The sequence below is a fragment of the Pandoraea capi genome (assembly GCF_902459735.1).
GTDB lineage: Bacteria > Pseudomonadota > Gammaproteobacteria > Burkholderiales > Burkholderiaceae > Pandoraea > Pandoraea capi.
In genome coordinates this window covers 20,327-46,183 of the sequence record NZ_CABPRV010000001.1, presented here as the reverse complement: position 1 = coordinate 46,183, position 25,857 = coordinate 20,327, and the positions used below count along the sequence as shown (strand labels likewise).

Annotated in this window: 20 protein-coding genes; 13 read left to right on the top strand and 7 right to left on the bottom strand. The window is 65.4% G+C overall.

The features are described 5' to 3' along the window. Window positions 1–2 precede the first annotated feature (2 nt). Window positions 3–3,149, top strand: coding sequence for a multidrug efflux RND transporter permease subunit (locus PCA20602_RS00200; protein WP_150719479.1), 3,147 nt, complete (start codon window positions 3–5; stop codon window positions 3,147–3,149). Continuing rightward, entirely contained in the window at window positions 3,146–4,609 is a 1,464-nt protein-coding gene (locus tag PCA20602_RS00195) for an efflux transporter outer membrane subunit (protein WP_150719478.1), read from the top strand. Before PCA20602_RS00200 ends, PCA20602_RS00195 begins: the two co-directional genes overlap by 4 nt. 108 nt (window positions 4,610–4,717) lie before the next feature. Here the strand turns inward: PCA20602_RS00195 and PCA20602_RS00190 are convergent, their stop codons facing one another. Beyond that, window positions 4,718–5,326, bottom strand: coding sequence for a nitroreductase family protein (locus PCA20602_RS00190; protein WP_174980668.1), 609 nt, complete (start codon window positions 5,324–5,326; stop codon window positions 4,718–4,720). 181 nt (window positions 5,327–5,507) lie between these two features. Here PCA20602_RS00190 and PCA20602_RS00185 point away from each other — a divergent pair, with 181 nt between their 5' ends. Continuing rightward, window positions 5,508–6,461 carry a LysR family transcriptional regulator gene (locus PCA20602_RS00185; RefSeq protein ID WP_150719477.1) on the top strand — a complete coding sequence of 318 codons (954 nt, stop codon included), beginning with the start codon at window positions 5,508–5,510 and terminating at the stop codon, window positions 6,459–6,461. On the opposite strand, the gene PCA20602_RS00180 is transcribed toward PCA20602_RS00185, so the two are convergent. Further along, window positions 6,361–7,536: an MFS transporter gene (locus PCA20602_RS00180; RefSeq protein WP_150719476.1), complete on the bottom strand. Its 1,176-nt coding sequence runs from the start codon at window positions 7,534–7,536 to the stop codon at window positions 6,361–6,363. The two genes, PCA20602_RS00185 and PCA20602_RS00180, sit on opposite strands and share 101 nt — an antisense overlap. A gap of 191 nt (window positions 7,537–7,727) precedes the next feature. On the opposite strand from PCA20602_RS00180, the gene PCA20602_RS00175 reads away from it, so the two are divergent. From PCA20602_RS00175 to PCA20602_RS00165, 3 genes are all read left to right on the top strand, one after another. Continuing rightward, window positions 7,728–8,621: a LysR family transcriptional regulator gene (locus tag PCA20602_RS00175; RefSeq protein WP_150719475.1), complete on the top strand. Its 894-nt coding sequence runs from the start codon at window positions 7,728–7,730 to the stop codon at window positions 8,619–8,621. Window positions 8,622–8,769: 148 nt separating this feature from the next. Continuing rightward, window positions 8,770–9,537 (top strand): autoinducer binding domain-containing protein, encoded by a 768-nt coding sequence (locus tag PCA20602_RS00170; RefSeq protein WP_150719474.1) that lies wholly within the window; start codon window positions 8,770–8,772, stop codon window positions 9,535–9,537. 189 nt (window positions 9,538–9,726) lie between these two features. Beyond that, entirely contained in the window at window positions 9,727–9,990 is a 264-nt protein-coding gene (locus tag PCA20602_RS00165; RefSeq protein ID WP_150719473.1) for a DUF4148 domain-containing protein, read from the top strand. A 140-nt stretch (window positions 9,991–10,130) separates the two neighbouring features. Here PCA20602_RS00165 and PCA20602_RS00160 read toward each other — a convergent pair whose 3' ends face one another. Genes PCA20602_RS00160 through PCA20602_RS00140 form a run of 5 tightly spaced genes read right to left on the bottom strand, consistent with a single transcriptional unit; the run spans window position 10,131 to window position 15,281 of the window. Next, window positions 10,131–11,600 (bottom strand): efflux transporter outer membrane subunit, encoded by a 1,470-nt coding sequence (locus PCA20602_RS00160; RefSeq protein WP_150719472.1) that lies wholly within the window; start codon window positions 11,598–11,600, stop codon window positions 10,131–10,133. 38 nt (window positions 11,601–11,638) lie between these two features. Then, window positions 11,639–12,601 (bottom strand): efflux RND transporter periplasmic adaptor subunit, encoded by a 963-nt coding sequence (locus tag PCA20602_RS00155; RefSeq protein WP_150719471.1) that lies wholly within the window; start codon window positions 12,599–12,601, stop codon window positions 11,639–11,641. Continuing rightward, window positions 12,598–12,807 (bottom strand): DUF1656 domain-containing protein, encoded by a 210-nt coding sequence (locus PCA20602_RS00150; protein WP_150719470.1) that lies wholly within the window; start codon window positions 12,805–12,807, stop codon window positions 12,598–12,600. Before PCA20602_RS00150 ends, PCA20602_RS00155 begins: the two co-directional genes overlap by 4 nt. Further along, a complete protein-coding gene (locus PCA20602_RS00145) occupies window positions 12,804–14,804 on the bottom strand; it encodes an FUSC family protein (protein WP_150719469.1) in 2,001 nt (666 codons plus the stop codon). The genes PCA20602_RS00150 and PCA20602_RS00145 overlap by 4 nt, the downstream gene beginning before the upstream one ends. A gap of 3 nt (window positions 14,805–14,807) precedes the next feature. Then, a complete protein-coding gene (locus tag PCA20602_RS00140; RefSeq protein WP_069341479.1) occupies window positions 14,808–15,281 on the bottom strand; it encodes a MarR family winged helix-turn-helix transcriptional regulator in 474 nt (157 codons plus the stop codon). 221 nt (window positions 15,282–15,502) lie between these two features. On the opposite strand from PCA20602_RS00140, the gene PCA20602_RS00135 reads away from it, so the two are divergent. From PCA20602_RS00135 to PCA20602_RS00105, 7 genes are all read left to right on the top strand, one after another. After that, window positions 15,503–16,672 (top strand): acyl-CoA dehydrogenase family protein, encoded by a 1,170-nt coding sequence (locus PCA20602_RS00135; RefSeq protein WP_150719468.1) that lies wholly within the window; start codon window positions 15,503–15,505, stop codon window positions 16,670–16,672. Beyond that, the gene (locus tag PCA20602_RS00130) at window positions 16,669–18,084 is read left to right on the top strand and encodes an MFS transporter (RefSeq protein WP_150719467.1); all 1,416 of its coding nucleotides are present in this window, start codon (window positions 16,669–16,671) and stop codon (window positions 18,082–18,084) included. Before PCA20602_RS00135 ends, PCA20602_RS00130 begins: the two co-directional genes overlap by 4 nt. A gap of 393 nt (window positions 18,085–18,477) precedes the next feature. After that, window positions 18,478–20,949, top strand: coding sequence for a nitrite reductase large subunit NirB (nirB, locus tag PCA20602_RS00125; RefSeq protein WP_150719466.1), 2,472 nt, complete (start codon window positions 18,478–18,480; stop codon window positions 20,947–20,949). A gap of 27 nt (window positions 20,950–20,976) precedes the next feature. Beyond that, complete coding sequence (gene nirD, locus PCA20602_RS00120; protein WP_150719465.1) at window positions 20,977–21,360, top strand: nitrite reductase small subunit NirD; 384 nt, start codon at window positions 20,977–20,979, stop codon at window positions 21,358–21,360. A gap of 34 nt (window positions 21,361–21,394) precedes the next feature. Further along, on the top strand, window positions 21,395–24,124 hold the full coding sequence (locus tag PCA20602_RS00115; protein WP_150719464.1) for a nitrate reductase: 2,730 nt from the start codon (window positions 21,395–21,397) through the stop codon (window positions 24,122–24,124). An 81-nt stretch (window positions 24,125–24,205) separates the two neighbouring features. Next, on the top strand, window positions 24,206–25,021 hold the full coding sequence (cobA, locus tag PCA20602_RS00110) for a uroporphyrinogen-III C-methyltransferase (protein ID WP_425495623.1): 816 nt from the start codon (window positions 24,206–24,208) through the stop codon (window positions 25,019–25,021). A 256-nt stretch (window positions 25,022–25,277) separates the two neighbouring features. Further along, window positions 25,278–25,853 carry an ANTAR domain-containing response regulator gene (locus PCA20602_RS00105; protein ID WP_150719962.1) on the top strand — a complete coding sequence of 192 codons (576 nt, stop codon included), beginning with the start codon at window positions 25,278–25,280 and terminating at the stop codon, window positions 25,851–25,853. Window positions 25,854–25,857 lie beyond the last annotated feature (4 nt).

The following is a 25,857-nucleotide window of genomic DNA, read 5'->3' as shown; positions in this document are numbered from 1 at the left end:
CCATGGCTCGTTTCTTTATCGATCGCCCGGTCTTTGCCTGGGTGATCTCCCTGTTGATCACGCTGATCGGCGTGCTCGCGATCCGGGCGCTGCCCGTCGCGCAGTACCCCGACATCGCACCGCCGATGGTCAGCGTGTGGAGCAGCTATCCCGGCGCGTCGGCAAAAGTCGTCGAAGACTCGGTCACCGCGATCATCGAACGTCAGATGAACGGTGCGCCGGGGCTGATGTACACCTCCGCCACCAGCGGCAACGGCGAGTCCTCGGTGAACCTGACGTTCCGTCAGGGCACGAGCCTCGATCTGGCGGCCGTGGAAGTGCAGAACCGTCTGAAGACGGTCGAGTCGCGCTTGCCGGAAGTCGTGCGTCGTTACGGCGTGAAGGTCGAGCGCGCGGCCGACAACATCCATATGGTCGTCACGCTGTCATCGCGCAATCCGGCGGTGAACGAATTCGATCTGGGCGAGATTGCCGCGTCGCAGGTGATGAACCAGCTCAAGCGCGTGCCCGGCGTCGGTCAGGTGCAGTTCTGGGGCACGGAGAAGGCCATTCGCATCTGGCCTGATCCGGCTAAACTCGTCGCACTCGATCTGACCGCCACGGACATCGTCTCCAAGGTGCGCGCCTATAACGCGCGCGTGACCGTCGGTGATCTCGGTACGGGGTCGACTCCGACGTCCGCCCCGATCAACGCCAACGTCGTGTCCGACAGCGCGTTGTCCACTCCGGAAGAGTTCGCCAACATTCCCCTGCGCGTGCGCTCGGACGGCTCTGCCGTCCGGTTGGGCGATGTGGCGCGCGTGGAACTGGGCGCCTCTGACTACAACTACTCGGCGCGCGTCGACGGCTTGCCCGCCACGGCCATGGGCGTGAAGCTCGCTGCCGGGTCGAACGCCGTCGAAGTAATGAAGGCCGTGCGTCAGGTGATGGACGAGCAGGCGAAGTTGTTCCCGGCGGGTGTCGAGTATCAGATGCCCTACGAGACGGCGTCGTTCGTGAAGGTCTCGATCCAGAAAGTCGTGAAGACGCTGCTCGAAGCCATCGTGCTCGTGTTCCTGGTGATGTATCTGTTCATGCAGAACCTGCGTGCAACGCTGATCCCGACGCTTGTCGTACCGGTCGCTTTGCTGGGCACGTTCGGCGTGCTGCTGGGGCTGGGCTATTCGGTCAATACGCTGACGATGTTCGGCATGGTGCTCGCCATCGGCATTCTGGTCGACGACGCCATCGTCGTCGTCGAGAACACCGAGCGGATCATGGTCGAGGAAGGCTTGTCGCCGTATGCGGCCACGGTCAAGGCGATGCAGCAGATCAGCGGGGCCATCGTGGGGATCACGGTGGTGCTGGTGACGGTCTTCGTACCGATGGCGTTCTTCTCGGGTGCGGTGGGCAACATCTACCGTCAGTTCGCCGTCACGCTCGCCGTGTCCATCGGCTTCTCCGCGTTCCTCGCCCTCTCGCTCACCCCGGCGCTGTGCGCCACGTTGTTGCGCCCGGTCTCGCACGACCACCACGAGAAGCGCGGCTTCTTCGGCTGGTTCAACCGCACGTTCGCGGTGGGCACCGAGCGCTACACGCGCACCGTCGGCAAGACGCTACGACGTCCGTGGCGCGCGCTGCTGGTCTATGGTCTCGTGCTGATCGCCGTGCCGCTGGCGTTCATGCGTCTGCCGTCGGCCTTCATTCCGGAGGAAGACACGGGCAGCTTCATGGTGATGGCGTCGGAGCCGCAGGGCGCCACGTTGCCCGAGGCGATGACCGCGCTCAAACGTATCGAGCACTATCTGATGGAAAACGAGCCGGTCAAGCACGTATTCGTGCTGGGTGGCTGGAACGAGTTCGGCGCAGGCCCGGGCGGCGGCATGTTGTACGTCACGCTCAAGGACTGGCACGAACGCACGTCAAAGCACGACGGTGTGAGCGCGATCGTCGAGCGCGTGAACGGCAAGTTCATGGGGCAACCCGATCGCATGATGATCGCGATGAACAGCCCGGCACTGCCGGAGCTTGGGTCGTCCAACGGCTTCAACCTGCGCTTGCAGGATCGGGCGGGCGTCGGCAAGGAAGTCTTCACGGCTGCGCGCGACGATCTGCTTCACAAAGCCGCGCAGGACCCGGTGCTCAAGAACGTGATCTTCGCGGGGCAGGGCGATGTGCCGCAGGTGGACGTAAGCATCGATCGTCGCAAGATGGAAGCGCTGAAGGTCAACATGGACGACGTGAACACCACGCTCGCGACGATGTTCGGTTCGGACTATGTCGGTGACTTCATGCTGGGCTCGGAGAATCGCCGCGTGCTCGTGCAGTCGGACGGACGCCAGCGAGTGTCGCCGGAAGACATCGGCAACCTGCGCGTGCGCAACGCCAATGGCGAGATGGTGCCGCTCTCGGCTTTCGTCTCGCTCAAGTGGAAGCTCGGTTCGCCGCAGCTCAAGCGTTACAACGGCTATCCGTCGTTCACGATTCAGGGTGAAGCGGCGCCGGGCAAGAGCAGCGGCGAGGCCATGGCGCGCATGGAGCAACTGATGGCGGAGATGCCCGCGGGCATCGGGCACGAGTGGAGCGGGCAGTCGCTGGAAGAGCGCGACTCGGGCGCCCAGGCGCCGATCCTGTTCGCGTTGTCGGTGCTGGTGGTGTTCCTCGCGCTTGCGGCGCTCTACGAGAGCTGGGCGATTCCGGCGGCGGTCATCATGGTGGTGCCGCTCGGCGTGATCGGTGCACTCGGCGCGGTAAGTCTGCTGGGGATGCCCAACGACATCTACTTCAAGGTGGGCCTGATCGCGACGATCGGTCTGTCGGCGAAGAACGCCATTCTGATCGTGGAAGTCGCCAACGACCTGACGAAGCAGGGCATGACATGGCTCGATGCGGCAGTGGAAGCGGCGCGTCTGCGTTTGCGTCCGATCGTGATGACGTCGCTCGCGTTCGGCTTCGGCGTGGTGCCGCTGGCCATCGCTTCGGGACCGGCGTCGGGCGCGCAGCGCGCGATCGGTGTCGCGGTGCTCGGCGGGATCGTGACGGCCACGGTGCTGGCGATCTTCCTCGTGCCGCTGTTCTTCCTGATCGTCGGACGCTTCGTGCGCCGATCACACACTGACGGCAAGCCTGCGCAGGCAGACGCCGCGCCCGCCGTCGAGGGGAAAGTATGACGATGTTTCGACCCCGCCTTCGCGGGATGACCCTGGCCGCAGCGGGTCTCTTCGCGCTGCTGGCCGGATGCACGATGGCGCCCACGTACGAGCGCCCGGCCGCGCCGATGCCCACGTCGTATGAGGCAGCGCCGGCGGGCGGCGACGTGCAGCTCGCGCTTGCCGCGCCGCTCACGGGCGACGCCGATTGGGCCGACGTCTTCACCGACCCGGAATTGCAGACGCTGATTCGTCGCGCGCTCGCGCAGAATCGCGACTTGCGTCTGGCGTCCTTGCGGGTGCAGGAAGCGCGTGCGCTGTACGGCATCGAAGGCGCCAATCTGTTGCCGAGCGTGCAGGCGGGGGGATCGTTCTCCCGTCAGCGCTATTCCGGCTCCGCCGGACAACCCGACGGCAGCAGCAATCCGCCGGGCGGCTACGTCGCCAACGATGTGCGCGCGACGCTCGGCGTGAGCGCGTTCGAACTCGATTTCTTCGGGCGCGTTCGCAGCCTGCGCGACGCCGCATTGCAGTCGTATCTCGCGAGCGAGGAGGCGCAGCGCGCGGCGCAGGTCAGTCTCGTGGCCGAAGTGGCGACGGCTTACATCGGACTCGTGGCCGCGAACGAGCAACGCGCTTACGCGGCCAAGGTGCTGGCAGCGCGCGAAGCGGGCATGCAGGTGATTCGCCTGCGCGCCGAGCGGGGACTCGTCGACGGCCTCGATCTGAATACGGAGACGACGCAGGTCGAGGTGGCACGTGCGGCGTTCGCCGAGCGTGAGCGCCAGCGCAGCGAGATTTCGCACATCCTGCAAGTCCTCACGGGCGACGTGGCGACACGACCGTCCACGGAGGCGGCGCTCGACAGCGCCTTCGTCGTGCCGGTCGCGGCAGGGCTGCCCTCGTCGTTGCTGATGCGGCGTCCGGACATCCGGCAGGCGGAAGCGCAACTGCGCGGCGCAAATGCGAACATCGGCGCGGCCCGGGCGGCGTTCTTCCCGTCGATCCGGTTGACGACGGACATCGGGACCGCCAGTTCGCGCATTGCCGATCTGTTCAGTGCGGGCACGGGCGTCTGGTCGTTCCTGCCGCAGATCACCGTGCCGATCTTCGATGGCGGACGCAACATCCAGGGGCTGAACCTGGCGAACGTGCGCAAGGAAATGGCGATCGTGTCGTACGAGCGTGCCATCCAGACCGCATTCACGGAAGTCAACGAAGCGCTCACGGCGCAGCAATGGCTCTCGCGCCAGCTCGATGCGCAAAAGCGGGTATCGGACGGGGAGCGCGAGCGGCTGAAGCTGGCCGAGCGTCGTTATGCGAACGGTGTGGCGAGCTATCTCGAACTGCTCGATGCGCAGCGCAGCGACTTTCAGGCAGCGCAGCAGTTGATCGACGTCAAGCAGCGCGTGCTGGTCAATCACGTGGCGCTGTACCGTGCGCTGGGCGGCGGCTGGACGCCGAACGCCGAGGAATCCTGAGCGACGCCGGTTCGCCGGTCGTCAAACAAAAACCCCGCCGGGTCTTGCGATCCGGCGGGGTTTTTTCATGCGATGTCGCGGTGAGGGCGACGCGCAGGCGTCTGAACGTCAGAACGCGAAGCGACCTTCCGAGGCGATCTTCGCCAGCGGTTCGCGCGGGCTCGGCACTTCGCGAGCGCGCAAGCCTTCCGGCAGTGCGTTGACGTCGCCGCCGGGACGGCCGATCGCGACTGCCGCTTCGATCTTGTACTTGGACGACAGATCGAGTTCGTTGCGGATCTTGTCGTGCTCGATGCCGGCCAGACCGTGCGCGGCCCAACCCGAGTTCGACGCTTGCAGCGCGAGGTAACCCCATGCGGCGCCGGCGTCGAAGCTATGCGTCGGGGCGGGCACTTCCTTGTCGCTGCCCGGGGGCGTGAGCGTCGACTTCGAGATCACGAGCACGATGGCGGCAGCGTGTTTGGCCCACGTCTGGTTGAATTCGTTGAGGAAGCCGACGAACTGTTCCCAGTGCGGCGTGCCACGGCGTGCGTAGACGAAGCGCCACGGTTGCGCGTTGTAGGCCGACGGCGCCCAGCGGGCGGCTTCGAACAGCGCCAGCAGGTCGGCTTCGGGAATCGTTTCGTCCTTGAACGCGCGCGGCGACCAGCGGGCCACGAATTGCGGGTCGATCGGATGGTCGGCTTGACGCGTGTTGAGGGTGTTGATATCGGTCATGCGAATGTCTCGTCGGCAAAAATACGGGAGAGAGTGCTGCGGCATGTCGGCGTCAGGCCGACGGTCATGCGGTAATTGCGCCCGGGCGAGCCTGAGCGGGTCGCTAGGATACCGCGCGCGTCGTCCGATCCCAACCAATATCGCAGCATGTCCTTATCACCGGGCGCTATCATCCCGTCTCATGAACACGTTCAAAAACATGCGGATCTTCGTGCGCGTGGCCGACGGCGCAAGCTTTGCCGGCGCAGCGCGCGCGCTCGACATGACCACGCCGCAGGTCTCGAAAGCTATCTCCGAGCTGGAGGCGCATCTGCGCACGCGGCTGCTCCATCGCACCACTCGCCGGCTGGCGCTCACCGATGCAGGCAAGCGCTACCTCGCGCGGTGCCGCGACATCATCGCGATGGTCGACGTCTCGGAAGCCGAGGCGGGGGCGACCAACGCGGCGCCGAGCGGCAAGCTCCGTTTGCACGCGCCGGCGAGTTTCGGGCAGGTCTTCGTCGTGCCGGCGCTGGCGCGATTCATGGAGCAGTATCCGGAGGTCGAGGTCGATCTGCTGCTGTCTTCGCGCGTGCCGGACCTGCTGGAGGAGAACATCGACGTCTCGCTGCGTCTGGCGGCGTCGCAACTGCCCGATTCGGGACTCGTCTCGACACGGATCTGCCGCATGGCGTCGGTGCTGTGCGCCGCCCCGCAATACCTCTCTGAGCACGGGGCGCCCCGGTCGCTCGACGAATTAACGCAGCACACGCGGGTTCGCCTGAATGCGCCGCACTACACCGTCGAACACTGGCTTTTCGATGGTCCGGACGGCACCGTGAAGCTGCCGATCCCGGCGGGGCGTCTGCGCGTGAATACGGCGGATTCGCTGGCAGCGGCGCTCGTGAGCGGCTGCGGCGTGGGGCCGGTGCCGTTGCTCTCCGCAGTCCCGGCACTGCGCAACGGGTCGCTGGTGCGCGTGCTGCCCGAGTATGAATTGCAGGGGACGAACGTCTACGCGGTGTACGCGTCGCGCCTGTATCTCGACGCGAAGGTCAAGACGTGGATCGAGTTTCTTCGAACGTTCGTGACGCAGGCGCTTGCGGCGCCCGACGCCGCAGCGATAGCGCTGCCGCCCCGATCAGCAGACCGATGACCAGCGACACCCAGAGTACCGCCGTGTCGCCCCAGCGTTCTCGTGCGAGGGAATATCCCCACGGGGCCACGGCCGAGACCGCGAACGCCGGCGCGAGCAAGGTGCCCAGGGCCCGGGCGTAAGCGTCGTGGGAGAAGAGTTCGAGCGGCAGGCTGGCGCGTAGCAGCGTCGCCAGTCCGTTGAGCGCACCATAGCCGAAGATGAAGACACCGGCCGCGAGCGGCGACGACAGTCCGGCCAGCCCCAGCGCGAAGCACAGCGGCAAGCCGATGCCGACCACGACGTTGAGCTTGACCGCGCTTGCCTGCCGGGGCTGAAGCCACTCCAGCGTTCGCGCACAGACCTGGCCGACGCCCCACAGCGCGGCGAGTCCGACCGGCAACCCGCGCGTGCTCAGCACCGAAGTCAGGTGCGCAGCCAGGCCCGACGAAAGGATCGAGACCATCGCCATGATCGCGCCGTAGAGCAGCGCGGAGGCCCACGGCAGCGGTGCACGTGCCTTGCGGGTCTCGTCCGCCGCCGGGATTCTGGGCGGCGTTGGCGGCAGGCTGCGCAGCAAGGCCCACGCGACGAGGCCGATCACGCCGTAGACGAAGACACCGGTGCGCCATCCCCACGTGTCGCCAAGCCAGTTGCCCAGCGGCCAGAAGACGGTCGTCGCCAACCCGCCGATGAGCGTGATCTGTGTCATCGGACGCCGTGCGGCCGCACCGTACAGCGCGGCGAGTGTGGCGAAGGCGGCATCGTAGAGCGAGAGCCGCATGCCGATCCCGAGCAGACACCACGCGGCATAGAACTGGACGAGGGTGCTGCCGGTGGCGAGCGCGACGCAGCCGACGGTACAAATGAGCGTGCCGACACACATGATGCGGCGCCCGCCGAACCGTTCGAGCCAGCGCCCGGACAATGGCGAGACTGCGGCCATGACCAGCATGGCGAGCGACGGTCCCGCGAACACCCATGTCTGCGCCCAGCCCATGTCGCGCGCGATGCGCCACGCGAACGCGCCGGGCAGATAGAAGTTCACCCCCCAGTTGATGAGTTGCGCAAGGCCGAGCCGGATGACGATGGGCATGACGTGAAGCGGGCAGGAGCGCGCCGAAGGGAAGTCGAAGGGGTGACGGTAGTGGCGCTGTATTGGTGCTGTATTGACGATAGCGCGAGACGAATCGATACAGGACATCCGTCCAATAGCCGAATGGTGCGCCAGCGCCATCTCTTGGTAAAGTCTTGGCATCTTATCCGTTTCATAAGGAAAACTTTGAGATGCGGCGCCTGAATCTGGATCAGCTTCATACGTTTTCAGAAGTCATCGACGCCGGCAGTTTCTCTGCGGCTGCCGCACGTCTCGATTTGTCGCAGCCCGCCGTGAGTCTTCAGGTTCGCCAGTTGGAACAGCGCTTGAACGTCAGACTCATCGAGCGCGTCGGCAAACGTCTGAAGCCGACGTCGGCGGGACAGACATTGCTCGAACACGCGCGGCGTATCGACGCTGCCGTCGAAGACGCCATGCAGGCGCTGTCGAGTCATGCGCTGGGGGCGGCCGGCGAGGTGGCGATCGGCACGGGCGCGACGGCGTGCATCCACTTGCTGCCGCCGATGCTGCGCGCGATGCGCAAGCGCCATCCGTTGCTCGATATTCGTGTGAGTACCGGCAACACCGACGACGTTGTCGCGGCCGTGACCGAAAACCGCCTCGACATCGGGCTTGTGACTTTGCCCGCTGCCGGACGCAGTCTGCACGTCACCCCGGTACTGCAAGACGAGTTTGTCGCGATCGCGCCGGCAAGCGACAACGAGTGGGCTCACGAAGTGACGCCGCACGCGCTCGCCGCAGCGCCGATGGTGGCGTTCGAATCCGGCAGCAGCACGCGACTATTGATCGATGAGTGGTTTTTGCAAGCGGGAATTCGTATGCGCCCGGTGATGGCGCTCGGGAGTATCGAGGCGATCAAGGAAATGGTCGCGGCGGGATTGGGGTATAGCATCGTGCCGCGAATGTCGGTCGGTGCGGGGCATCATCGACGCGGATTGCGTATATCCACACTGACACCGGCCTTATCGAGAACGCTGGCGATCGTGGTGCGTCAGGATAAACCGCTGACGCCTGGATTGCGAAAAGTCCTGTCGGCATTGGAGTCATTGGGCTGCGCGGTATGAAATTCGATGAGAAAATGATTGGCACTCCACGCCATATAGTGGGGTTGTTTTATTGGGCAAAATTACTCCCCGCAAAACGCAAAGCTCAGACTACAATGCGCGAATATCGGCAATCCACCGGCAATTATTAGAGAACGTGCAATTCGCAATGCATCACAATCTTTATCGGTATGAAGGGCTGCTGGGTGCCCGGTCGGTCGAGGCGCTGGACGCCGAGTTTCAGAAACTGACGCAAACGCTGGAATACGACGCACTGTTCTATGCCCCGTTATTGCCCCGTCGCGAACGAGAGGCTGCGGCGTTTCAGATGGACGATCAGCTCATTTCCGCGCAGGGAATGCCGAGCCGCCATATCTTCACGACGTTTCCGCCTGCCTGGATCGAGCGTTATCAGAGTGCGGGCTATGCGGAAGTCGATCCGGTGCTCGTCGCGGCGAATCTGTCGCCTTTACCGATTCTCTGGCGCACCTTTCTCACACAGAAGCGGCCTCACCCGATCTTCGCGGATGCGCGCGCTCACGGGCTCGGCAGTGGTGTATCGATTCCCATTTACGGGGCTGCCGGCGAGCGGGCGATTTTCAGTGCCGCGACGGCGAAGTCGCCGGAGGAATCGGCGGAACTTGAATCGCGCATGGTCGGTGAAATCTATCTCACGGCGCTTTACTTTCATCAGGCGATTCAGCAACTCGACATGCAGTGGGTCGCGAGCCGCAGCAATGGCAAACTCAGTCCGCGTGAGATCGAAAGTCTATTGTGGGCGGCACGCGGCAAGACGGCGTGGGAAATCGGGTTGATTCTGAAGATATCGGAACACACGGTGACGTTTCACATCAATAACGCCAAACGCAAGCTCGGTGCGGTCAATCGCCATCAGGCAATTGCAGCGGCAATCAGCACCGGTTTGATTTCTCCCTGACATTTCCGTCATTTTCGAGACATTTTGGGATCGTGTTTGGCTGATTTCACACTTTTTCCGAAACAGTGTGTTGTTGCTTTGCGGCTGGTTGATTCGTAAGGGAAAACTATAATTTACTCATGGCGCGAACTGATTGGTTAGCAGTTTTCGCCTCCATGAGTGAAATACGAACGATAAAAGGAGTTTTCCATGAAGAAGAACCTGTTGACCGCCGTTGCGCTGGTGAGTCTTTCCCTCGCTGCCGGCTCGGCCATGGCTGCCGATCAGTCCAGCGGCGTGACCCGCGAACATGTGCGCGCCGAACTGCAAGCGGCCCGCGAACTCGGTCTCTCGCCGGTGACGGAATTCAACTTCCCGTACACCTACGAGCAGTCGGTGCAACTGCAAAAGCGTACGGCCGAAATCGAAGCGGCACAGCACAATGGTGCACCGCAAGCTCCGATCACCAACTAAGGCGTTTGCGTCAGTGAGAAGATCGTCGACGACGTTGTCGACACGCTTACCCGAGCAGTTGAGTCGTACCTGAAGTTCCCCGATTCGCCGACGGCCCGCCTGACTCGACATCGAGTCCCGCCCGCGCCGCGCGAATCGTCTCAATGACGCAGCGATGCGTCACTCTCCACAGCCCCGCCAGAGGATTCGTTCCCGACGGGGCTTGTGTGTTTCTGCCATCCCCCACCCAGCGCCAGGAACAGATTGACCTGATCCATGGCGACCTGCGTTTCCGATGCCGCGAGCGCTGCTTCGGCGCTCGCATGCGTGCGCTCGGCGTCGAGGCTCGTGAGATACGGCGCGCGACCGGCGCGATACAACTTGTGATTCTGCTCGGCCGCATCGCGTGATTTGTCGCGGGCGTCGCGCAGGGCGTCGTCGCGCTGCAATTCGCGGGTGTAAGCGGAGAGCGACGTCCTGGCTTCCTGCACGGCTTTGAGTACAACACCGTCGAAATGCGCAAGCGCAGCATCGGCGCCTGCTTCCATGCCCTTGATGTGCGAACGCACGCCGTTGGTCGGTAGCGACCACGAGATCATCGGGCCGACCGTCCACTGTTCCGTGCGGCCTTGTCCGAAGTGTTCGAGCACACCGTTTGCCCCGATCGATGCGCCGAAGCGGATCGACGGATACAGGTCCGCCGTCGCCACCCCGATCCTGGCGGTGGCCGACGCGAGTTCGCGTTCTGCCTGACGTACGTCCGGGCGGCGCTTGAGCAGCGCGGTGCCGTCGCCGACGGGCAGCGCCTGCGTGAGTTGCGGAATGCGGCGGCATTGAGCGACGCGTGCGTCGAGCGTGCCGGGCACCTTGCCCAGCATCACGGCCAGCCGGTACGTTGCGGCTTCGCTCTGCGCCTGGAAGTGCGGAAGTGCCGCGCGCAGCGTGTCGGCTTGCGCCTGTGCGCGCAGCAGATCGGTCGGCTGATCGCGTCCGGCGTCCACGAGCTTGCGGGTGATGGCGACGCTGCGCTCCTGCAACCGCAACTGCTCGTTGGCGATGTCGTATTCGTGGTTCGCCGCGCAACCTTGCACGTACGCCCGCACGGTCTCGGCCGCCACGCTCACACGCGCGACGTCGAGTGCAGCCTGACTCGCTTCGGCGGCGGCCAGCGCGGCTTCGTCGGCACGCGCGAGTTTGCCGAAGAAGTCGATCTGATAGGAGATGCCCAGCGTTGCGACGGCGATGTTCACCACCGGCAGCTTCTCTTCCTTGAGCAGGCTCTCGCCCGAGATCTGCGCGCGGGCCGCTTCGGCCTCCACGCCCCCCTGCGGGAGATTCTCGGATTCCACTTCGTGATACATCGCCACCGCACGCTGCACGTTCGCCAGCGCTACGCGCACGTTCGTGTTGACCGTCAGCGCCTCGCTCACGAGCGTGTCGAGCTGCGGATCGTCATAGAGCTTCCACCAATCGTCGGGTACCGCGTCGATGGAGACGGCGCGTTGCGACGCATCCGCGAGCGGACCGTTCGCGTCGGGCGAGCGCATCACCGAATGCTCCGGCAGATGGTAGTCCGGCCCGACGGTCGTGCAACCGGCGACGAGCGCAGCGGCAGTCGCCACGGCACTCATCAACGCAAAACGTGTTCGGGTTTTGACTTGCACGGACTTCACTGGCGAGCCTCCGCATGTGCAGCCGGCGTCCCGTTCTGAGAGACGGCGGCAAGCGAGGCCGTCGATGCCTGTTTCGGCTGGGTTGCCTTGTCCTGCGTTTGCACGACAGTGACCGTCGCCGTGCGACCGGCGACGAGGCGCATGTCCTTGGGCACGTCGTCGAGCGCGATACGCACCGGAATGCGCTGTGCCAGACGGACCCAGTTGAATGTCGGATTGATGTTCGGGAGCATCGATGCGCCGCTGGTGCGGTCACGATCCTCGATCCCCGCGACGATGCTTTGCACGTGGCCGTGCAGCACATGACGCTCGCCCATCAGGCGAATCTCCACCTTGTCGCCGATGTGGATGCCGCGCATCTTGGTCTCTTCGAAATAGCCTTCGACGTGCAGCGAGTTCGCATCGACCATGGAGAGTACCGGACGCCCGGTGCTCACGTAATCGCCAACGCGCGGCAGGCGGTCGTTCAGATAACCGTCGGCGGGCGCGAGTACGCGAGTGCGTTCGAGGTTGAGCTTCGCGAGACGCACGGCGGCGTCAGCCTGAGCCACGGCCGCCTCACCGGATTCGACCTTGGCCTGACCGGCTTCGACGACTTCCTTCGCGACCACTTCCGTCAGTTGATGATTGCGGGCATTCTCACGACGCGCCTGCGCCAGTGTGGCGCGTTGCGCGGCGGCGTTGGCTTCGGCCTGCTGCAAGGCGAGCGTATAGCGGTCGCGATCGATGACGAACAGCAGATCGCCGCGATGCACTTGCTGGTTGTCCTTCACGTCGACATCGGTGATGAGACCGGAGACGTCGGGCGCGACCTGCACGATATCGGCGCGAATGCGGCCGTCGCGCGTCCACGGGGCGACGGTGTAGTAATCCCACAGATGCAGCAGCACGAAGATCGCGACGCAGGAGACGGCAAGCGTCAGGACGACGGGGCCGAGGGAGCGAAGTTTCAGTTTCATGATTGGCAGGCGCGCGCGAGGGCGACGATGCCGCCCAGCGCGATGATGTACACAGCAAGATTGAATAACGAACGGTGCCAGACGAGCTTGTAGAAGCCGATGCGTGCGAGCACGAAGCGTAGTGCGCCCGTCAGCACGAATGCCACGACCATCAGGGCCAGCAGCGTCGGCACGAATACGCCGTAGATGTCGATCTCGCCGCTCATTGGGCACTCCCGGTAGTGGTGGCGGGGAACAGCGCGACGTGGATGTCCATGAGCGAGGCACGCGCGCTGCGCGAGGCCTGATCGCTATGGGCGACCAGCGAGCGCACGGCGCCCAGCAGTTTGTCTTGCAGCGAGCTGTCCGGCTGGCTCACCTGTTCGTCGAGTCGCGACTGATAGAAGCGCGCCACGTCGGTGAGCGCCGCTTCGACCGCACTGCGCTGCAAGGGATGCAGATGCGGCAGCTCGCGCTGCAAGGCGAGTGCCGAGAGTTCGACGCGTACTTCGGTGAAGCCGTCGCTCGATGTCTCGCTCTCGCTCGCGGCCAGACGCGGCACCAGTTGCCCGAGCCGGTCGAGCAGACGCGCACGCAGCCGGTTGTGCTCGCTCACCGAACGGCCCATGGCGTTCTTCGCGATGTCGCGCCAGCTCGAATGAATCAGGCGGCGCATGGCCACGCGCGTGCCGAACGGCCGCGTTTGCAGGGTCCACAACAGCGCGAACAGCACACCGGCCAGCCCCGCGATATTGCTGTTGAAGAACGCCGGGAAGTCGGCGCTGTAGCCGCCCTGAATGCCGACGAAGCTCGCGGTGTTCACGGCCACGAGCATCGCCACCATCGTGAAGCGAGGCTGCGGGATGAACGTGCCGAGCAACAGGTAGGGCACGGCGAAGAGGGCGACCAGCAGGCCGAAGTCGTGGGCATTCGTCAGGATGAAGAACACATAGACGGCGGCAAGGACCACGCACACGGCCGTCGCCCAGAAGAACGAGCGGATGAACGGTGCGGGTTCGTCCATGGCCGCGAAGAAGCAGCAGGCGACGGCCCCGAGCGAGACGCCGGCAGCGCCGTCGTTCCAGCCCGTGTAGATCCACGCCAGTCCCATGATGAACGTGCACAGCGCCGCGGAGATCGTCGAGAACAGCAGCAGGCCGTGGTCGTAGTGGCGCGCGCCGCCGAGTTCCCAGTAGGGGAAGGCGGGCGTCCACTCGGGCGCGTCGCCCTGCTGACTGAAACGGCGTTGCAGCGACGCGCAGTCCTGCCACAACTGCACGAGCGAGCGCAGACGGTCTTCGGTCGCCGCGACGAGCGCGCCGTACCAGTCCGACGCTTCGCCGGCCGACTGTGGCGGCTTGAGCAGGTGCGCCGGGGCAGCCGAGGGCGCACCGCGCCGCAGCCAGGCGACCACTTCGGCCATCTTGGCCTCCAGCGCTTCGGGCGCGCCTTTCGGATGCAGGCGCAACGTCTGCACGAGCGATGCCACCGTCGAGAGGACCGGCATCATCATCGTCATGCGTCCGCGCAACTCCTGCGCGTCGCGTACGCGCTCGGAGGTGTCGGCGTCATAAGACAACTGGCTGATCAACTGGTCGAGCGCCAGAATGTCGGCCGCCATGCGATGACGGCTCATGTGGCGCGTGGCCTTGCCTTCGGGATCGGCCGACAGCATGTCGGTGGTCCAGCGAGCGGCGTCGGTGAGCCAGCGCGTGGAGCGGTCGTGCAGCACTTTCGCAACGCTCGTCGGCAGAATCACGGCACCCACGACACTCGCGCAGACGATGCCCAGAATGATCTCCTCGGAGCGCGCGATGGCGATGTCGAAGATACCGGAGGGCGTGTTCACCGCCGGGAGTGCGATCAGCGGCAACGTGTACGAGGCGAGCAGGAAGACGTAGCTGCGCGGCGAACGATGCAGCAACGAGATGTAGAGCAACGTGCCGGTCCACAGCCCGACGGCGGCCATCAGCAGTTCCGGCGTATCGACGAGAGCGGGGACGAACGCAATCGAGGCCGCCGCGCCCAGCAGCGTGCCGAGCACGCGATAGAGCGCCTTGGAGCGCGTGGCGCCCGTCAGCGGGTGCGAGACGATATAGACCGTCGCCATGGCCCAGTAGGGGCGAGGCAGGCCGAGCGCGAGCGCGATGTAGAGCGCCAGCATCGAGGCGACGAACGCCTTGATCGAAAAAATCCAGTCGCGTGAAGATGGCCAGGTGAGCACGGTTTACTTCTTGGGGAGCGCCATGGCGAGGATGGACCCATCGGGGTCGGCCGCACGGTTGAGCGTTTCAAACACGCGCAACACCGCCTCGAAGTCTTCTCGGGGGATGTCGGCGAATACCTTGGCGCGCAGCTGGCTGAGTTCGCGTTCGAGCTTCTCGGCGAGCGCTTCGCCGGCGTCGGTCAGCTTCAGTGCGTTGGCGCGCCGGTCGCTGGCATCGACTTCACGCACGACCAGACCGGCGGCGCACAGTTGATCGAGCAGACGCACGAGCGACGCGCCTTCCAGCCCGACGTACTCGGCCAGCTCGACCTGACGCACACCCTGGCCAAGACGGCGGATGAACAGCAAGGGGCCTGCGCTCGCCGCGGAAATACCGTATTCGACGATCGCGCCCTGCGACAACTGGCGCCACTGTTTGCCCGCCAGCAGCAGATGGCTGGTGAAGACGAAGCGGAGCGTTTCCAGGGAGGTCATGGCGAAAGATTATATGTTAACTAATAATTAGGATGCTAGTTAATAGCCTGTTGCGCCAGGCGTGGAAATGATGGGAAGTCTTGCTCACGGAAAGGCGTGGACAGGCACGCGGGACGTGCCTTTGCGCGATTTGCGCAGGTAAGATAGCGGCACTCACGGCGCTATTTCGTGGTCGCGCCGGCCGGCAGACAAGTGTTACGACATATTTCAAGGGACGCCCCATGACATCGAAGGGACTGGATAGCGAATCGTTCGAATTGCTGCTCGCGGCGGTGCAACGGTTCATCCGCGAGCGGCTGGTGCCCGCCGAGAACGACGTGGAGGCGCAGGACGACGTGCCGCAGACCCTTGTCGACGAGATGAAGGAGATGGGCCTGTTCGGGCTTTCGATCCCGGAGGCATTCGGCGGCATCGGTCTGTCGATGGCGCAGGAAGTGCGCGTGGCGTACGAGTTCGGGCAGACGTCGCTGGCGTTCCGCTCGGTCTTCGGCACCAACGTGGGCATCGGCTCGCAGGGCATTCTGATGGACGGCACCGACGCGCAGAAGCAAGACCTGCTGCCGCGCGTGGCGAGTGGTGAGCTGATCATGTCGTTTGCACTGACCGAACCGGACGCCGGATCGGACCCTGCGGCGCTGAAGACGCGCGCTGTGCTCGACGGCGACACTTATGTGATCGACGGCGTGAAGCGCTTCATCACTAACGCGCCGCGCGCCGGGGCTTTTACGCTGATGGCGCGCACCGGCGGCGAGGGCGCGGGCGGCATCTCGGCCTTCATCGTGCCCGCCGATACGCCGGGCCTGTCGCTCGGCAAGCCGGACAAGAAGATGGGCCAGCGCGGCACCAAGACCTGCGACGTGGTGTTGCAAGGCGCGCGGGTGCCTGCTGCGAACATCATCGGCGGGGTGGCGGGCAAGGGCTTCAAGACCGCCATGAAGGTGCTCGACCGTGGCCGTCTGCATGTGGCGGCGCTCGCGTGCGGCATGGCGCAGCGCATTCTGGACGAATCGGTGGCCTATGCGCGCGAGCGCAAGCAGTTCGGTCAGCGCATCGGCGACTTCCAGCTGGTGCAGGCGATGCTGGCCGACAGTCAGGCCGAACTCTATGCCGGGTGGTCGATGGTGCAGGACTGCGCGGTGCGCTATGACGCCAAACCCGCCGGCGCGCGCAACGCCGACGTCAGCATGCGCGCGTCGTGCGCCAAGCTGTTCTGCACGGAGATGGTCGGGCGTGTGGCCGATCGCGGCGTGCAGGTGCACGGTGGCGCGGGCTACATCAACGAGTACAAGGTCGAGCGCTTCTATCGCGACGTGCGCCTGTTGCGTCTGTACGAAGGCACGACCCAGATCCAGCAACTCATCATTGGCCGCGCCCTGATGCAGGACGAATGAACGTGCAGACGCCCGCGCAGAAAGTGTCACCGACGGCATTGCCGTTGCTCGTCGCCTCGACGTTCTTCATGGAGAACCTCGACGCGACGATCATCACGACGTCGATTCCCGCCATGGCGCGGGACTTCGGCGTCGCTCCCTCGCAGCTCTCGATCGGCCTGTCCGCCTATCTCGTCGCACTCGCGGCATTCATTCCGGCGAGCGGCTGGCTCGCGGACCGGCTGGGGCCGCGTCGCGTGTTCCCGGCAGCGATTGCGCTGTTCACGCTCGCGTCGGTGCTGTGCGCGATGAGCACGAGTCTCGACATGTTCACCGTGTGTCGCGTGCTGCAAGGGCTCGCCGGCGCCATGATGGTCCCGGTCGGACGTCTGGTCGTGCTGCGCAGCACGCCGAAGCCGGCGCTCGTGCGCGCCATCGCGACGATCACCTGGCCGGGTCTCGCCGCCCCGGTGCTCGGTCCGGCGCTTGGCGGCTTCATCTCGTCGACATGGAGCTGGCACTGGATCTTTCTCATCAATGTGCCGCTGGGCATGGCGGCCTTCGCCGCGGCGCTGTGGCTGGTCAAGCCGTCGCCGGGGCAGCACAAGCCGTTCGATCTGGCGGGGTTCGTCGCGAGCGGCGTCGGTGCCAGCCTGCTGATGTTCGGTGTCGAACTCGCGAGCCGCACCCCGGCGCACTGGCCGGCCGTGATCGGTTGCCTGGTCATCGGCGGCCTGGCGATGGCGTGGTCGATCCGCCACTTCGGCCGCACGTCGCATCCGCTTCTCAATCTGGGGGCGATGCGGGTGCAGACGTTTGCCGTCACCGTGTGGGGCGGCTCGATGTTCCGGATCGCCATCGGCAGCGCGCCGTTTCTACTGCCGCTGATGTTCCAGCTGGCGTTCGGCATGAGCGCCGTGACGTCCGGGTTGCTGATGCTCGCGCTGTTCGCGGGTAACCTCGGCATCAAACCGGCGACCACGCCGATCATGCGCCGCTTCGGTTTCCGCCGGGTGTTGCTGGGCAACGGGTGGCTCGTGGTCGTGGGCTTCGCCCTGTGCGCGATGCTTTCGGCAACGACGCCGCTGTGGATCATTGCGCTGGTGCTGCTCTTCGGCGGCATCTGTCGCTCGGTGCAGTTCACCACGCTGGCGACGCTGGCCTATGCCGACGTGCCGCCGGCCGACATGAGCGGCGCCAGCACGCTGTCCTCGGCGCTTCAGCAAATGACGACCGGCATGGGCATCGCGCTCGGTGCGCTCGTGCTCAAGATCACCGAGGTCGCCGGTGTCACGCCGTTCAGCACCGCGAGTTTTCGCTGGACGTTCGTCGTCATGGCCGGGATTGCGCTGCTCGCCATGATCGACGGTTCGCGTCTGCCGGCCGACGCCGGCGCGCAGGTGAGCGGGCATCAGCCGTCACCGTCGAGATGAGGTGACGACCAAGGTGCCGACGCACCGCGTGTAGGCATCATGATGGTGCGCACGGGGCAGGCGCCCCGTGTCGTGCACTGCTGCGGTGCAGCAGATGACGCTCAAGAATCGGACACTTCCCATAGACAACTTCATGTCTTCCCCTTGTCCGGCAACGCTTTGTCGATAGTCCCGTTCGTGCTGGCACGCTTGTTGCGTTAGCCATAGCGCTAGCGGCAAAGGCGTCGCCGGCAACGAATTCTGGTGCGGCGTCGGGCGGGACAGCCTGCGACGTACCCACAGGACAACGGCGTCCCTCCGTGCTTCGGCGCGGATGGACGCCGTTTTGTTTTTCGGGGCTGTACTTCGGGACCGGGTTCCGGAGCATGAAGCGCGGCAACAGGAGAAGACAACATGGGCAAACCTCGTCTGGTCGTCATCGGCAACGGCATGGCCGGTATCCGCACGCTCGAAGAGCTGCTTGAGATCGCACCGAATCAGTACGACATCACCGTATTCGGCGCGGAGCCGCATCCGAACTACAACCGCATCCTGCTCTCGCCGGTGCTCGCGGGCGAGCAGTCGTTCAAGGACATCGTGCTCAATCCGCTCGACTGGTATGCGGAAAAAGGCATCACGCTGCATCTGGGCAAGGAAGTCACGCAGATCGACCGGCCGCGTCGCGTCGTGCGCTGTGCCGACGGCACCGAAGCGCCGTACGACCGCCTGCTGATCGCCACCGGCTCCAGCCCGTTCATCCTGCCTGTGCCGGGCAAGGATCTCGATGGCGTGATCAGCTACCGCGACATTCGCGACACCGAAATCATGATCGAGACGGCGCGCGTGAAGCGTCGTGCGGTCGTGATCGGGGGCGGTCTGCTCGGTCTGGAAGCGGCCAACGGTCTGAAGTTGCGCGGCATGGACGTCACCGTCGTGCACCTCGCCGACACGCTGCTCGAACGTCAGCTCGACAGCACTGCGGGCAAGCTGCTGCAACAGTCGCTCGAAGCGCGCGGTCTCGCGTTCCGCCTCTCGCATCAGACATCGGAAATTCTCGGCGACGAGGCGGGCTGCGTGCGTGGCGTGAAGTTCGGCAACGGTGAAGAGATCGAGGCCGATCTCGTGGTGATGGCTGCCGGTATTCGTCCGAACACGACGCTGGCCGAAGCGGCCGGTCTGCACTGCGCGCGCGGCATCGTGGTCTCGGACACGCTGCAAACCTATGACCCGCGTATCTATGCCGTGGGCGAGTGCGTGAGCCATCGCGGTGTGGCGTACGGTCTCGTCGCACCGCTGTTCGAGCAGGCCAAGGTCTGTGCGAATCACCTGGCGCTCATGGGCATCGGCAGCTATCGCGGCTCGGTGCTCTCGACGAAGCTCAAGGTCACCGGCATCGATCTGTTCTCGGCCGGCGACTTTCTCGGTGGCGAAGGCACGGAAGAAATCGTGCTGTCGGACCCGGCGAGCGGCGTCTACAAGAAGCTCGTGATTCGCGACGACAAGCTCGTCGGCGCCTGTCTCTATGGCGACACGACCGACGGCGCGTGGTACTTCAAGCTGCTGCGCGAAGGGCGCGTGCTGGGCGAGTTGCGCAGCAGCATCATGTTCGGCGAGACGAGCGTGGGCGACGTCGGCACGCAAGGCCAGAGCCGGGCCTCCGCCATGGCCGACAGCGACGAAGTGTGCGGTTGCAACGGCGTGTGCAAGGGCACCATCGTCAAGGCGATCACCGAGAAGGGCCTGTTCACGCTCGACGAAGTGAAGAAGCACACCAAGGCGGCGAGTTCGTGCGGGTCCTGCGCGGGCCTGTGCGAACAGATTCTGATGAGCACGCTGGGCACGACGTACGACGCGACACCGAAGGAAAAGGCGGTGTGCGGCTGTACCGATCTGTCGCACGCGGACGTGCGCCGCGCCGTGCGCGAGCACCGTCTCACCACGCACCGCGCTGCCTTCGACTTCCTTGAATGGCGTACGCCGAACGGCTGCGCCACGTGCCGCCCCGCACTGAACTACTACATGCTCAGCACGTGGCCCAAGGAGGCGGTGGACGATCCGCAAAGCCGCTTCGTCAACGAGCGCGTGCACGCCAACATCCAGAAGGACAACACGTTCTCCGTCATTCCGCAGATGAAGGGCGGCGTGACGAATGCGAGCGAATTGCGCCGCATCGCCGACGTGGCCGACAAGTATCAGATTCCGATGGTGAAGGTCACGGGCGGTCAGCGCATCGACTTGCTCGGCGTGAAGAAGGACGACCTCGTGAATGTCTGGCGCGATCTGGGCATGCCGTCGGGGCACGCGTACGGCAAGTCGATCCGTACGGTGAAGACGTGTGTGGGCAGCGAGTTCTGCCGCTTCGGCACGCAGAACAGCACGCAGATGGGCATCGATCTGGAAACGATGCTCGCGAACATGTGGTCGCCGCACAAGGTGAAGCTGGCCGTATCGGGCTGCCCGCGCAACTGCGCCGAAGCCGGTATCAAGGACGTCGGCGTGATCGCCGTCGACTCGGGCTGGGAACTGTACGTGGGCGGCAACGGCGGTATCAAGACCGAAGTGGCGCAGTTCCTCGTCAAGGTGAAGACGGCCGAAGAGGTCAAGGAGTACACCGGCGCATTCCTTCAGTTGTATCGCGAAGAAGCCTACTACCTCGACCGCACGGTGCATTACCTCGACCGTGTCGGCCTGGACTACGTGAAGCAACGCGTAGTGGCCGATGCGGCCAATCGTCGGGCGCTGTACGAGCGTCTGCTGTTCTCGCTCGACGGTCTGCCCGATCCGTGGCAAGCCCGCATCAACGGCACGCAGGCCAACGAGTACCGTCCGCTGACGGTCTCCGGCGTGCCTGCCGACGCGTTGTCTACCGAAACCACGACTGCCTGACTGCTCGATTGCCTTGAAGGGGCTGCCATGACTGAACAATCCCGGCCGATCTGGCTGCATGTGTGCGATGTGAATGCGATTCCGCGTCTGGGCACGCGTGTGCTCACGCATCCGAGCGGTGACATCGCACTGTTTCGCACCGAGAGCGATAACGTCTTCGCGCTGCGCGACAAGTGTCCGCACAAGGGCGGCGCGCTGTCGCAGGGCATCGTGCACGGCGAGAAGGTGACGTGTCCGTTGCACGCCTGGAACATCGATCTGAACACCGGCGAGGCCTGCGCGCCGGATGTCGGCTGCGCGCAGCGCTTTCCCGTGCGCATCGACGCCGGTGAGGTCTATCTGGCGTTCGACGAGACGGTGCAGGCCGACGTGAGTAATGTGAACAACGTGACCCACACGGTCGCGGCCTGACCGTCCCCGACACGAACGACTGCCGGAGCCCCCCATGACAACCATCACGCAAACCACCTGCTGCTACTGCGGCGTCGGTTGCGGCATGCTCGTCGAGAGCGACGGCGAGCGCATCGTCGGTGTGCAGGGCGATCCGGCGCATCCGGCGAACTACGGGCGGCTGTGCAGCAAGGGCATGACGCTGCCGCTCACCGCACAGTCGCTCGCCGGACGCGTGCTGATGCCCGAGCTGCGCACCTCGCGCGAGGCTGAGCGCGCGCCTGCCACGTGGGACACTGCGCTGGCGACGGTGGCGTCGCGTTTTGCCGACGTCATCGAGCGTCACGGCCCGGACGCCGTGGCGTTCTACGTCTCCGGACAGTTGCTCACCGAGGACTACTACGTCTTCAACAAGCTCGCCAAAGGGCTGGTGCGCACCAACAACATCGACACGAACTCGCGGCTGTGCATGTCCAGCGCCGTGAGCGCGTACAAGATGGCGCTCGGCGCAGACGGTCCGCCCACGTGCTACGACGATCTCGAAGCCGCCCGCACGGTGATTTTCGCGGGCAGCAACATGGCGTATGCGCATCCGGTGTTGTTCCGGCGACTGGAAGCCGCGAAGGCCGCCGATCCGTCGATTCGCTGGATCGTCGTCGATCCGCGTCGCACCGACACGGCAGCGATGGCCGACCTGCATCTGCCGATCGTGCCGGGCACCGACGTCGCGCTCTTTCACGGCATGCTGCATCACCTCATCTGGGAGGGGCGCATCGACCGCCGTTACATCGATGCGCATACCGACGGGTTCGACGCGCTCAAGCAAATGCTGCGAGCCTATCCGCCGCAACTCGTCGCGGATATCTGCGGTATCGAGGAGTCGGCGCTGCGCCAGGCGGCTGACTGGTTCGGCGAGAGTCCGGCGGCGCTGTCGCTCTATTGCATGGGGCTGAACCAGTCGAGCCACGGCACGGAAAAGAACCTCGCGCTCATCCATCTACATCTCGCGACGGGGCAGATCGGACGCCCGGGCGCCGGCCCGTTCTCGCTGACCGGGCAACCCAATGCGATGGGCGGACGCGAAGTCGGGGGCCTCGCGACCATGCTCGCCGCACATCGCGACATCGGCAATGCCGCGCATCGCGCCGAGGTCGAGCAGCTCTGGGGCGTGCAGGGTCTGTCGGACAAGCCGGGGCTGCCTGCCGTGGAGATGTTCGACGCGGTTCGCGACGGGCGCATCAAGGCGATCTGGATTGCGTGCACGAACCCCGTGCATTCGATGCCGGACAGCGCGCGTGTGCGCGAAGCACTCGCGGCGGCGGAGTTCGTCGTCGTGCAGGAAGCGTTTCATCAGACGGATACCGTGCCGTATGCCGACGTGTTGCTGCCCGCCGCTAGTTGGGGCGAGAAGGCAGGCACGGTCACGAACTCGGAGCGCCGCATTTCCCGCGTACGCGCTGCGGTGCCGGCGCCGGGCGCCGCGCGTCCGGACTGGTGGATCGCAAGCGAAGTGGCGCGGCGACTTGCCGCGAAGCTCGGTGTGCCGTCCGAGCCGTTTGCGTTTTCGTCCATCGAGACGATTTTCGACGAGCATCGCGCGCTGACCGTCGGCCGCGATCTCGACATCTGCGGTATCGACTACGCCTTGCTGGCGCAACGCGGGCCGCAGCAGTGGCCGTTCCCGGCAGGGGCCACGCACGGGGCGGCACGTCGTTATGAAGATGGCGTATTCGCCACGGCCGACGGTCGCGCGAAGTTTCACGCGTTCGAGTATCGACCGGTGGCCGAGCCGATCAACGCGCGGCATCCGCTGCGTCTCATTACCGGACGTTTGCGGGACCAGTGGCACGGCATGAGCCGCACGGGACGCGTGGGGCAGTTGTTCGAGCATGCGCCCGAGCCGGCGCTGACGATGCATCCGGCGGATGCTGCGCGGCGCAGTCTGCGTGCGGGCGACTTCGTGCGACTGTCGAGTCGTCGCGGCGAGCGCGTGCTGCTGTTGACGGTGAGCGACGACGTGGCGTCCGGCTCGGTCTTCGTGCCGATGCATTGGAGCGGTCAGTTTCTCGGCGGCGGAGGCGTGAACGACATCACGATTGGCGCCGTCGACAAGTATTCGAAACAGCCGGAACTGAAGCATGCGGCGGTGCGTGTCGACTCGCTCACGCTGCCGTGGCGCGTGGCGGCGGTGCGTCGAGGCGACGCGCTGCAACTGCACGCGGCGGTGCAGCCGTTGCTGGCACAGCGGCGCTTCGCAACGGTGCGTCTGGAGGGCGACGACCGTATTGTCGTGTCGGCCGCCGACGACCGTCCCGACGCCGAATGGCTGGAGCGTTTGCATACGGCGCTCGGCTTGCCGCGCGACGAATCGTTGCTGGAGTATCGCGATGCACGCCTGGCGGTGACCAAGCGCGTGGCCTGGCGCGGGACGCTGATCGACGGCGTGCTGGTGGCGGGCAGCGAGGCGGACGTCGCCGGCTCGACGTCGCTGTTGGCGCGGGTGCGCGAGACCTCGCCGTGGACGCGCGCGCGGCACGCTGTGTTCGTGGCCGACAGCGGCCCGGCGGCGCCGCGCGACCGGACGGTCTGTCAGTGCAAGTCGGTCACGGCGTCGAGCATTGGCGCGGCCATCGAGGCAGGCGCGGATGTTGCGCAACTCAAGGCGAAACTCGGTTGCGGCACCGTCTGCGGGTCATGCGTGCCGGAGTTGCAGCGCATGTGTGCCGCATCAAGCGGGGCGACACCCAAGGTACCGGTCCCGTCCGTGGCGGCGAGCGCTGCATGACGGTACGCCAGCGGGACGTTGCCGACATCGAAGACATCGACACCAAGCAGGAATCACGACAGGAATCACGGGAGAACGATCATGAAGCACGGCAAAGTCACACTGCTCAGCGCGGGGCCCGGGGCACTCGATCTGCTGACGTTGCGCGCGGCGCGCGTGCTGGGCGAAGCCGACGTGTTGCTCGTCGACGATCTGGCGAATCCCGAGATCGCCACGCTCGCCCCGCAGGCGCGCGTGATTGCCGTGGGCAAGCGCGGCGGTTGTCGCTCCACGCCGCAGGCGTTTATCGAGCGCATGATGTGTCGCTTCGCGAAGTGCGGCGCGCATGTGGTGCGGGTCAAGGGCGGCGACGCGCTGATGTTCGGCCGAGCGGGCGAGGAGATGGCGGCGCTGCGTCGCGCGGGGGTGCCGGTCGAGATCGTCAACGGGGTGTCTTCGGCGTTCGCGGCGGCGGCCGGTCTCGGCATGTCGCTCACGCATCGCGATCACTGCGCGGGCGTGACCTTCGTCACCGCGCATCGGCAGGACGGCAGTGCGCCCAACTGGGCGGCGCTCGCGGCATCGGGCACCACGCTGGCGATTTACATGGGGCTGCACCGGGTCGAGGAACTGAGCGCGACGCTGCTGGCGCATCTCGATGCCGCCACGCCGGCGGGCGCGGTGCAGTGGGCGGGCACGCCGCAAGAGCGTCGGATGGTGACGTCGCTCGGTCGACTGGCGGCGGACGTGCGCGCCGGGGGCTTCGCCAGCCCCACGATTCTGCTCGTGGGCGGCGCGGTCGCTGAAGCCGCTGCGATGCCCTGTGTGGCGGATGTGCCTGATGGAGCGGATGCGGCGGCGATGCACACGCGAGACGGCAACCACGACATGGCGCACGTCATCCCCCGCGCTGCGTGAAGCGTTGTATCGTCAATGCCTATACTGAACGCGGAGCCGCTTGGGTATCCGCGACCGAATGAGATGCCACCGTCAGGCCGCACAGTCGTGACCTGACGAGGGTGTCGACGTGATCCTCTCACCGACTGGCCGACTGTGTCGGCCCTCACGAAACTTGCCGAAAACACCGGACGCCGGGGACATCGATCCGCCGGCCGCCCCCTCCCGCAAGACTGCTGGTTCTGCGCCTCCCGCCAACCGGCCGGCGGCGCAGGGCATGCTGCGCGTGTTGCTCATCACCGATACGGACAAGCCGATCGGCGAGTTGCGCGCGGCGCTCGCCCGGCTAGGCTGCGAGATGCTGGCCGAGGTCGCCAAGCCGCAGGCGTTGCCGCGTGTGGTGGAGAGCGAGCGGCCGGACGTGGTCATCATCGACACCGAATCGCCTTCGCGGGACACGCTGGAGCAACTGGCGGTGATGAATGCGGCGGCGCCACGGCCGGTGCTGATGTTCTCCGCCGACGACAACCAGTCGCTCATTCGCGCGGCGGTCGACGCCGGGGTGACGGCGTACTCCGTGGAAGGGCTGGCGGCCGACCGGCTCGCGCCGATTCTCGAGGTCGCGCTCGCGCGCTTCGCGCATGAGGAGAAGCTGCGGGCCCGGCTGGCGAAAGCCGAGAGCGAGCTGGCCGACCGCAAGCTGATCGACCGCGCCAAGCGTCTACTCATGGACCGGCGCAGGATTTCCGAGCAGGAGGCGTATGCCATCCTGCGCAAACGGGCGATGGATCAGGGCGAGAAGCTCGTCGAAGTGGCGCGCCAGCTCGTCTCGATAGCCGAATTACTGGGATAGACAC

Bases quoted from the DNA above. Each gene is read 5' to 3' on its own strand.
- PCA20602_RS00165 (WP_150719473.1), top strand. From the start codon at position 9,727: ATGAAGAAGAACCTGTTGACCGCCGTTGCGCTGGTGAGTCTTTCCCTC.
- PCA20602_RS00195 (WP_150719478.1), top strand. From the start codon at position 3,146: ATGACGATGTTTCGACCCCGCCTTCGCGGGATGACCCTGGCCGCAGCG.
- PCA20602_RS00115 (WP_150719464.1), top strand. From the start codon at position 21,395: ATGACAACCATCACGCAAACCACCTGCTGCTACTGCGGCGTCGGTTGC.
- PCA20602_RS00150 (WP_150719470.1), bottom strand. From the start codon at position 12,807: ATGAGCGGCGAGATCGACATCTACGGCGTATTCGTGCCGACGCTGCTG.
- nirB (WP_150719466.1), top strand. From the start codon at position 18,478: ATGGGCAAACCTCGTCTGGTCGTCATCGGCAACGGCATGGCCGGTATC.
- PCA20602_RS00170 (WP_150719474.1), top strand. From the start codon at position 8,770: ATGCATCACAATCTTTATCGGTATGAAGGGCTGCTGGGTGCCCGGTCG.
- cobA (WP_425495623.1), top strand. From the start codon at position 24,206: ATGAAGCACGGCAAAGTCACACTGCTCAGCGCGGGGCCCGGGGCACTC.
- PCA20602_RS00105 (WP_150719962.1), top strand. From the start codon at position 25,278: ATGCTGCGCGTGTTGCTCATCACCGATACGGACAAGCCGATCGGCGAG.
- nirD (WP_150719465.1), top strand. From the start codon at position 20,977: ATGACTGAACAATCCCGGCCGATCTGGCTGCATGTGTGCGATGTGAAT.
- PCA20602_RS00185 (WP_150719477.1), top strand. From the start codon at position 5,508: ATGAACACGTTCAAAAACATGCGGATCTTCGTGCGCGTGGCCGACGGC.
- PCA20602_RS00175 (WP_150719475.1), top strand. From the start codon at position 7,728: ATGCGGCGCCTGAATCTGGATCAGCTTCATACGTTTTCAGAAGTCATC.
- PCA20602_RS00140 (WP_069341479.1), bottom strand. From the start codon at position 15,281: ATGACCTCCCTGGAAACGCTCCGCTTCGTCTTCACCAGCCATCTGCTG.
- PCA20602_RS00200 (WP_150719479.1), top strand. From the start codon at position 3: ATGGCTCGTTTCTTTATCGATCGCCCGGTCTTTGCCTGGGTGATCTCC.
- PCA20602_RS00190 (WP_174980668.1), bottom strand. From the start codon at position 5,326: ATGACCGATATCAACACCCTCAACACGCGTCAAGCCGACCATCCGATC.
- PCA20602_RS00135 (WP_150719468.1), top strand. From the start codon at position 15,503: ATGACATCGAAGGGACTGGATAGCGAATCGTTCGAATTGCTGCTCGCG.
- PCA20602_RS00155 (WP_150719471.1), bottom strand. From the start codon at position 12,601: ATGAAACTGAAACTTCGCTCCCTCGGCCCCGTCGTCCTGACGCTTGCC.
- PCA20602_RS00180 (WP_150719476.1), bottom strand. From the start codon at position 7,536: ATGCCCATCGTCATCCGGCTCGGCCTTGCGCAACTCATCAACTGGGGG.
- PCA20602_RS00130 (WP_150719467.1), top strand. From the start codon at position 16,669: ATGAACGTGCAGACGCCCGCGCAGAAAGTGTCACCGACGGCATTGCCG.
- PCA20602_RS00160 (WP_150719472.1), bottom strand. From the start codon at position 11,600: ATGAGTGCCGTGGCGACTGCCGCTGCGCTCGTCGCCGGTTGCACGACC.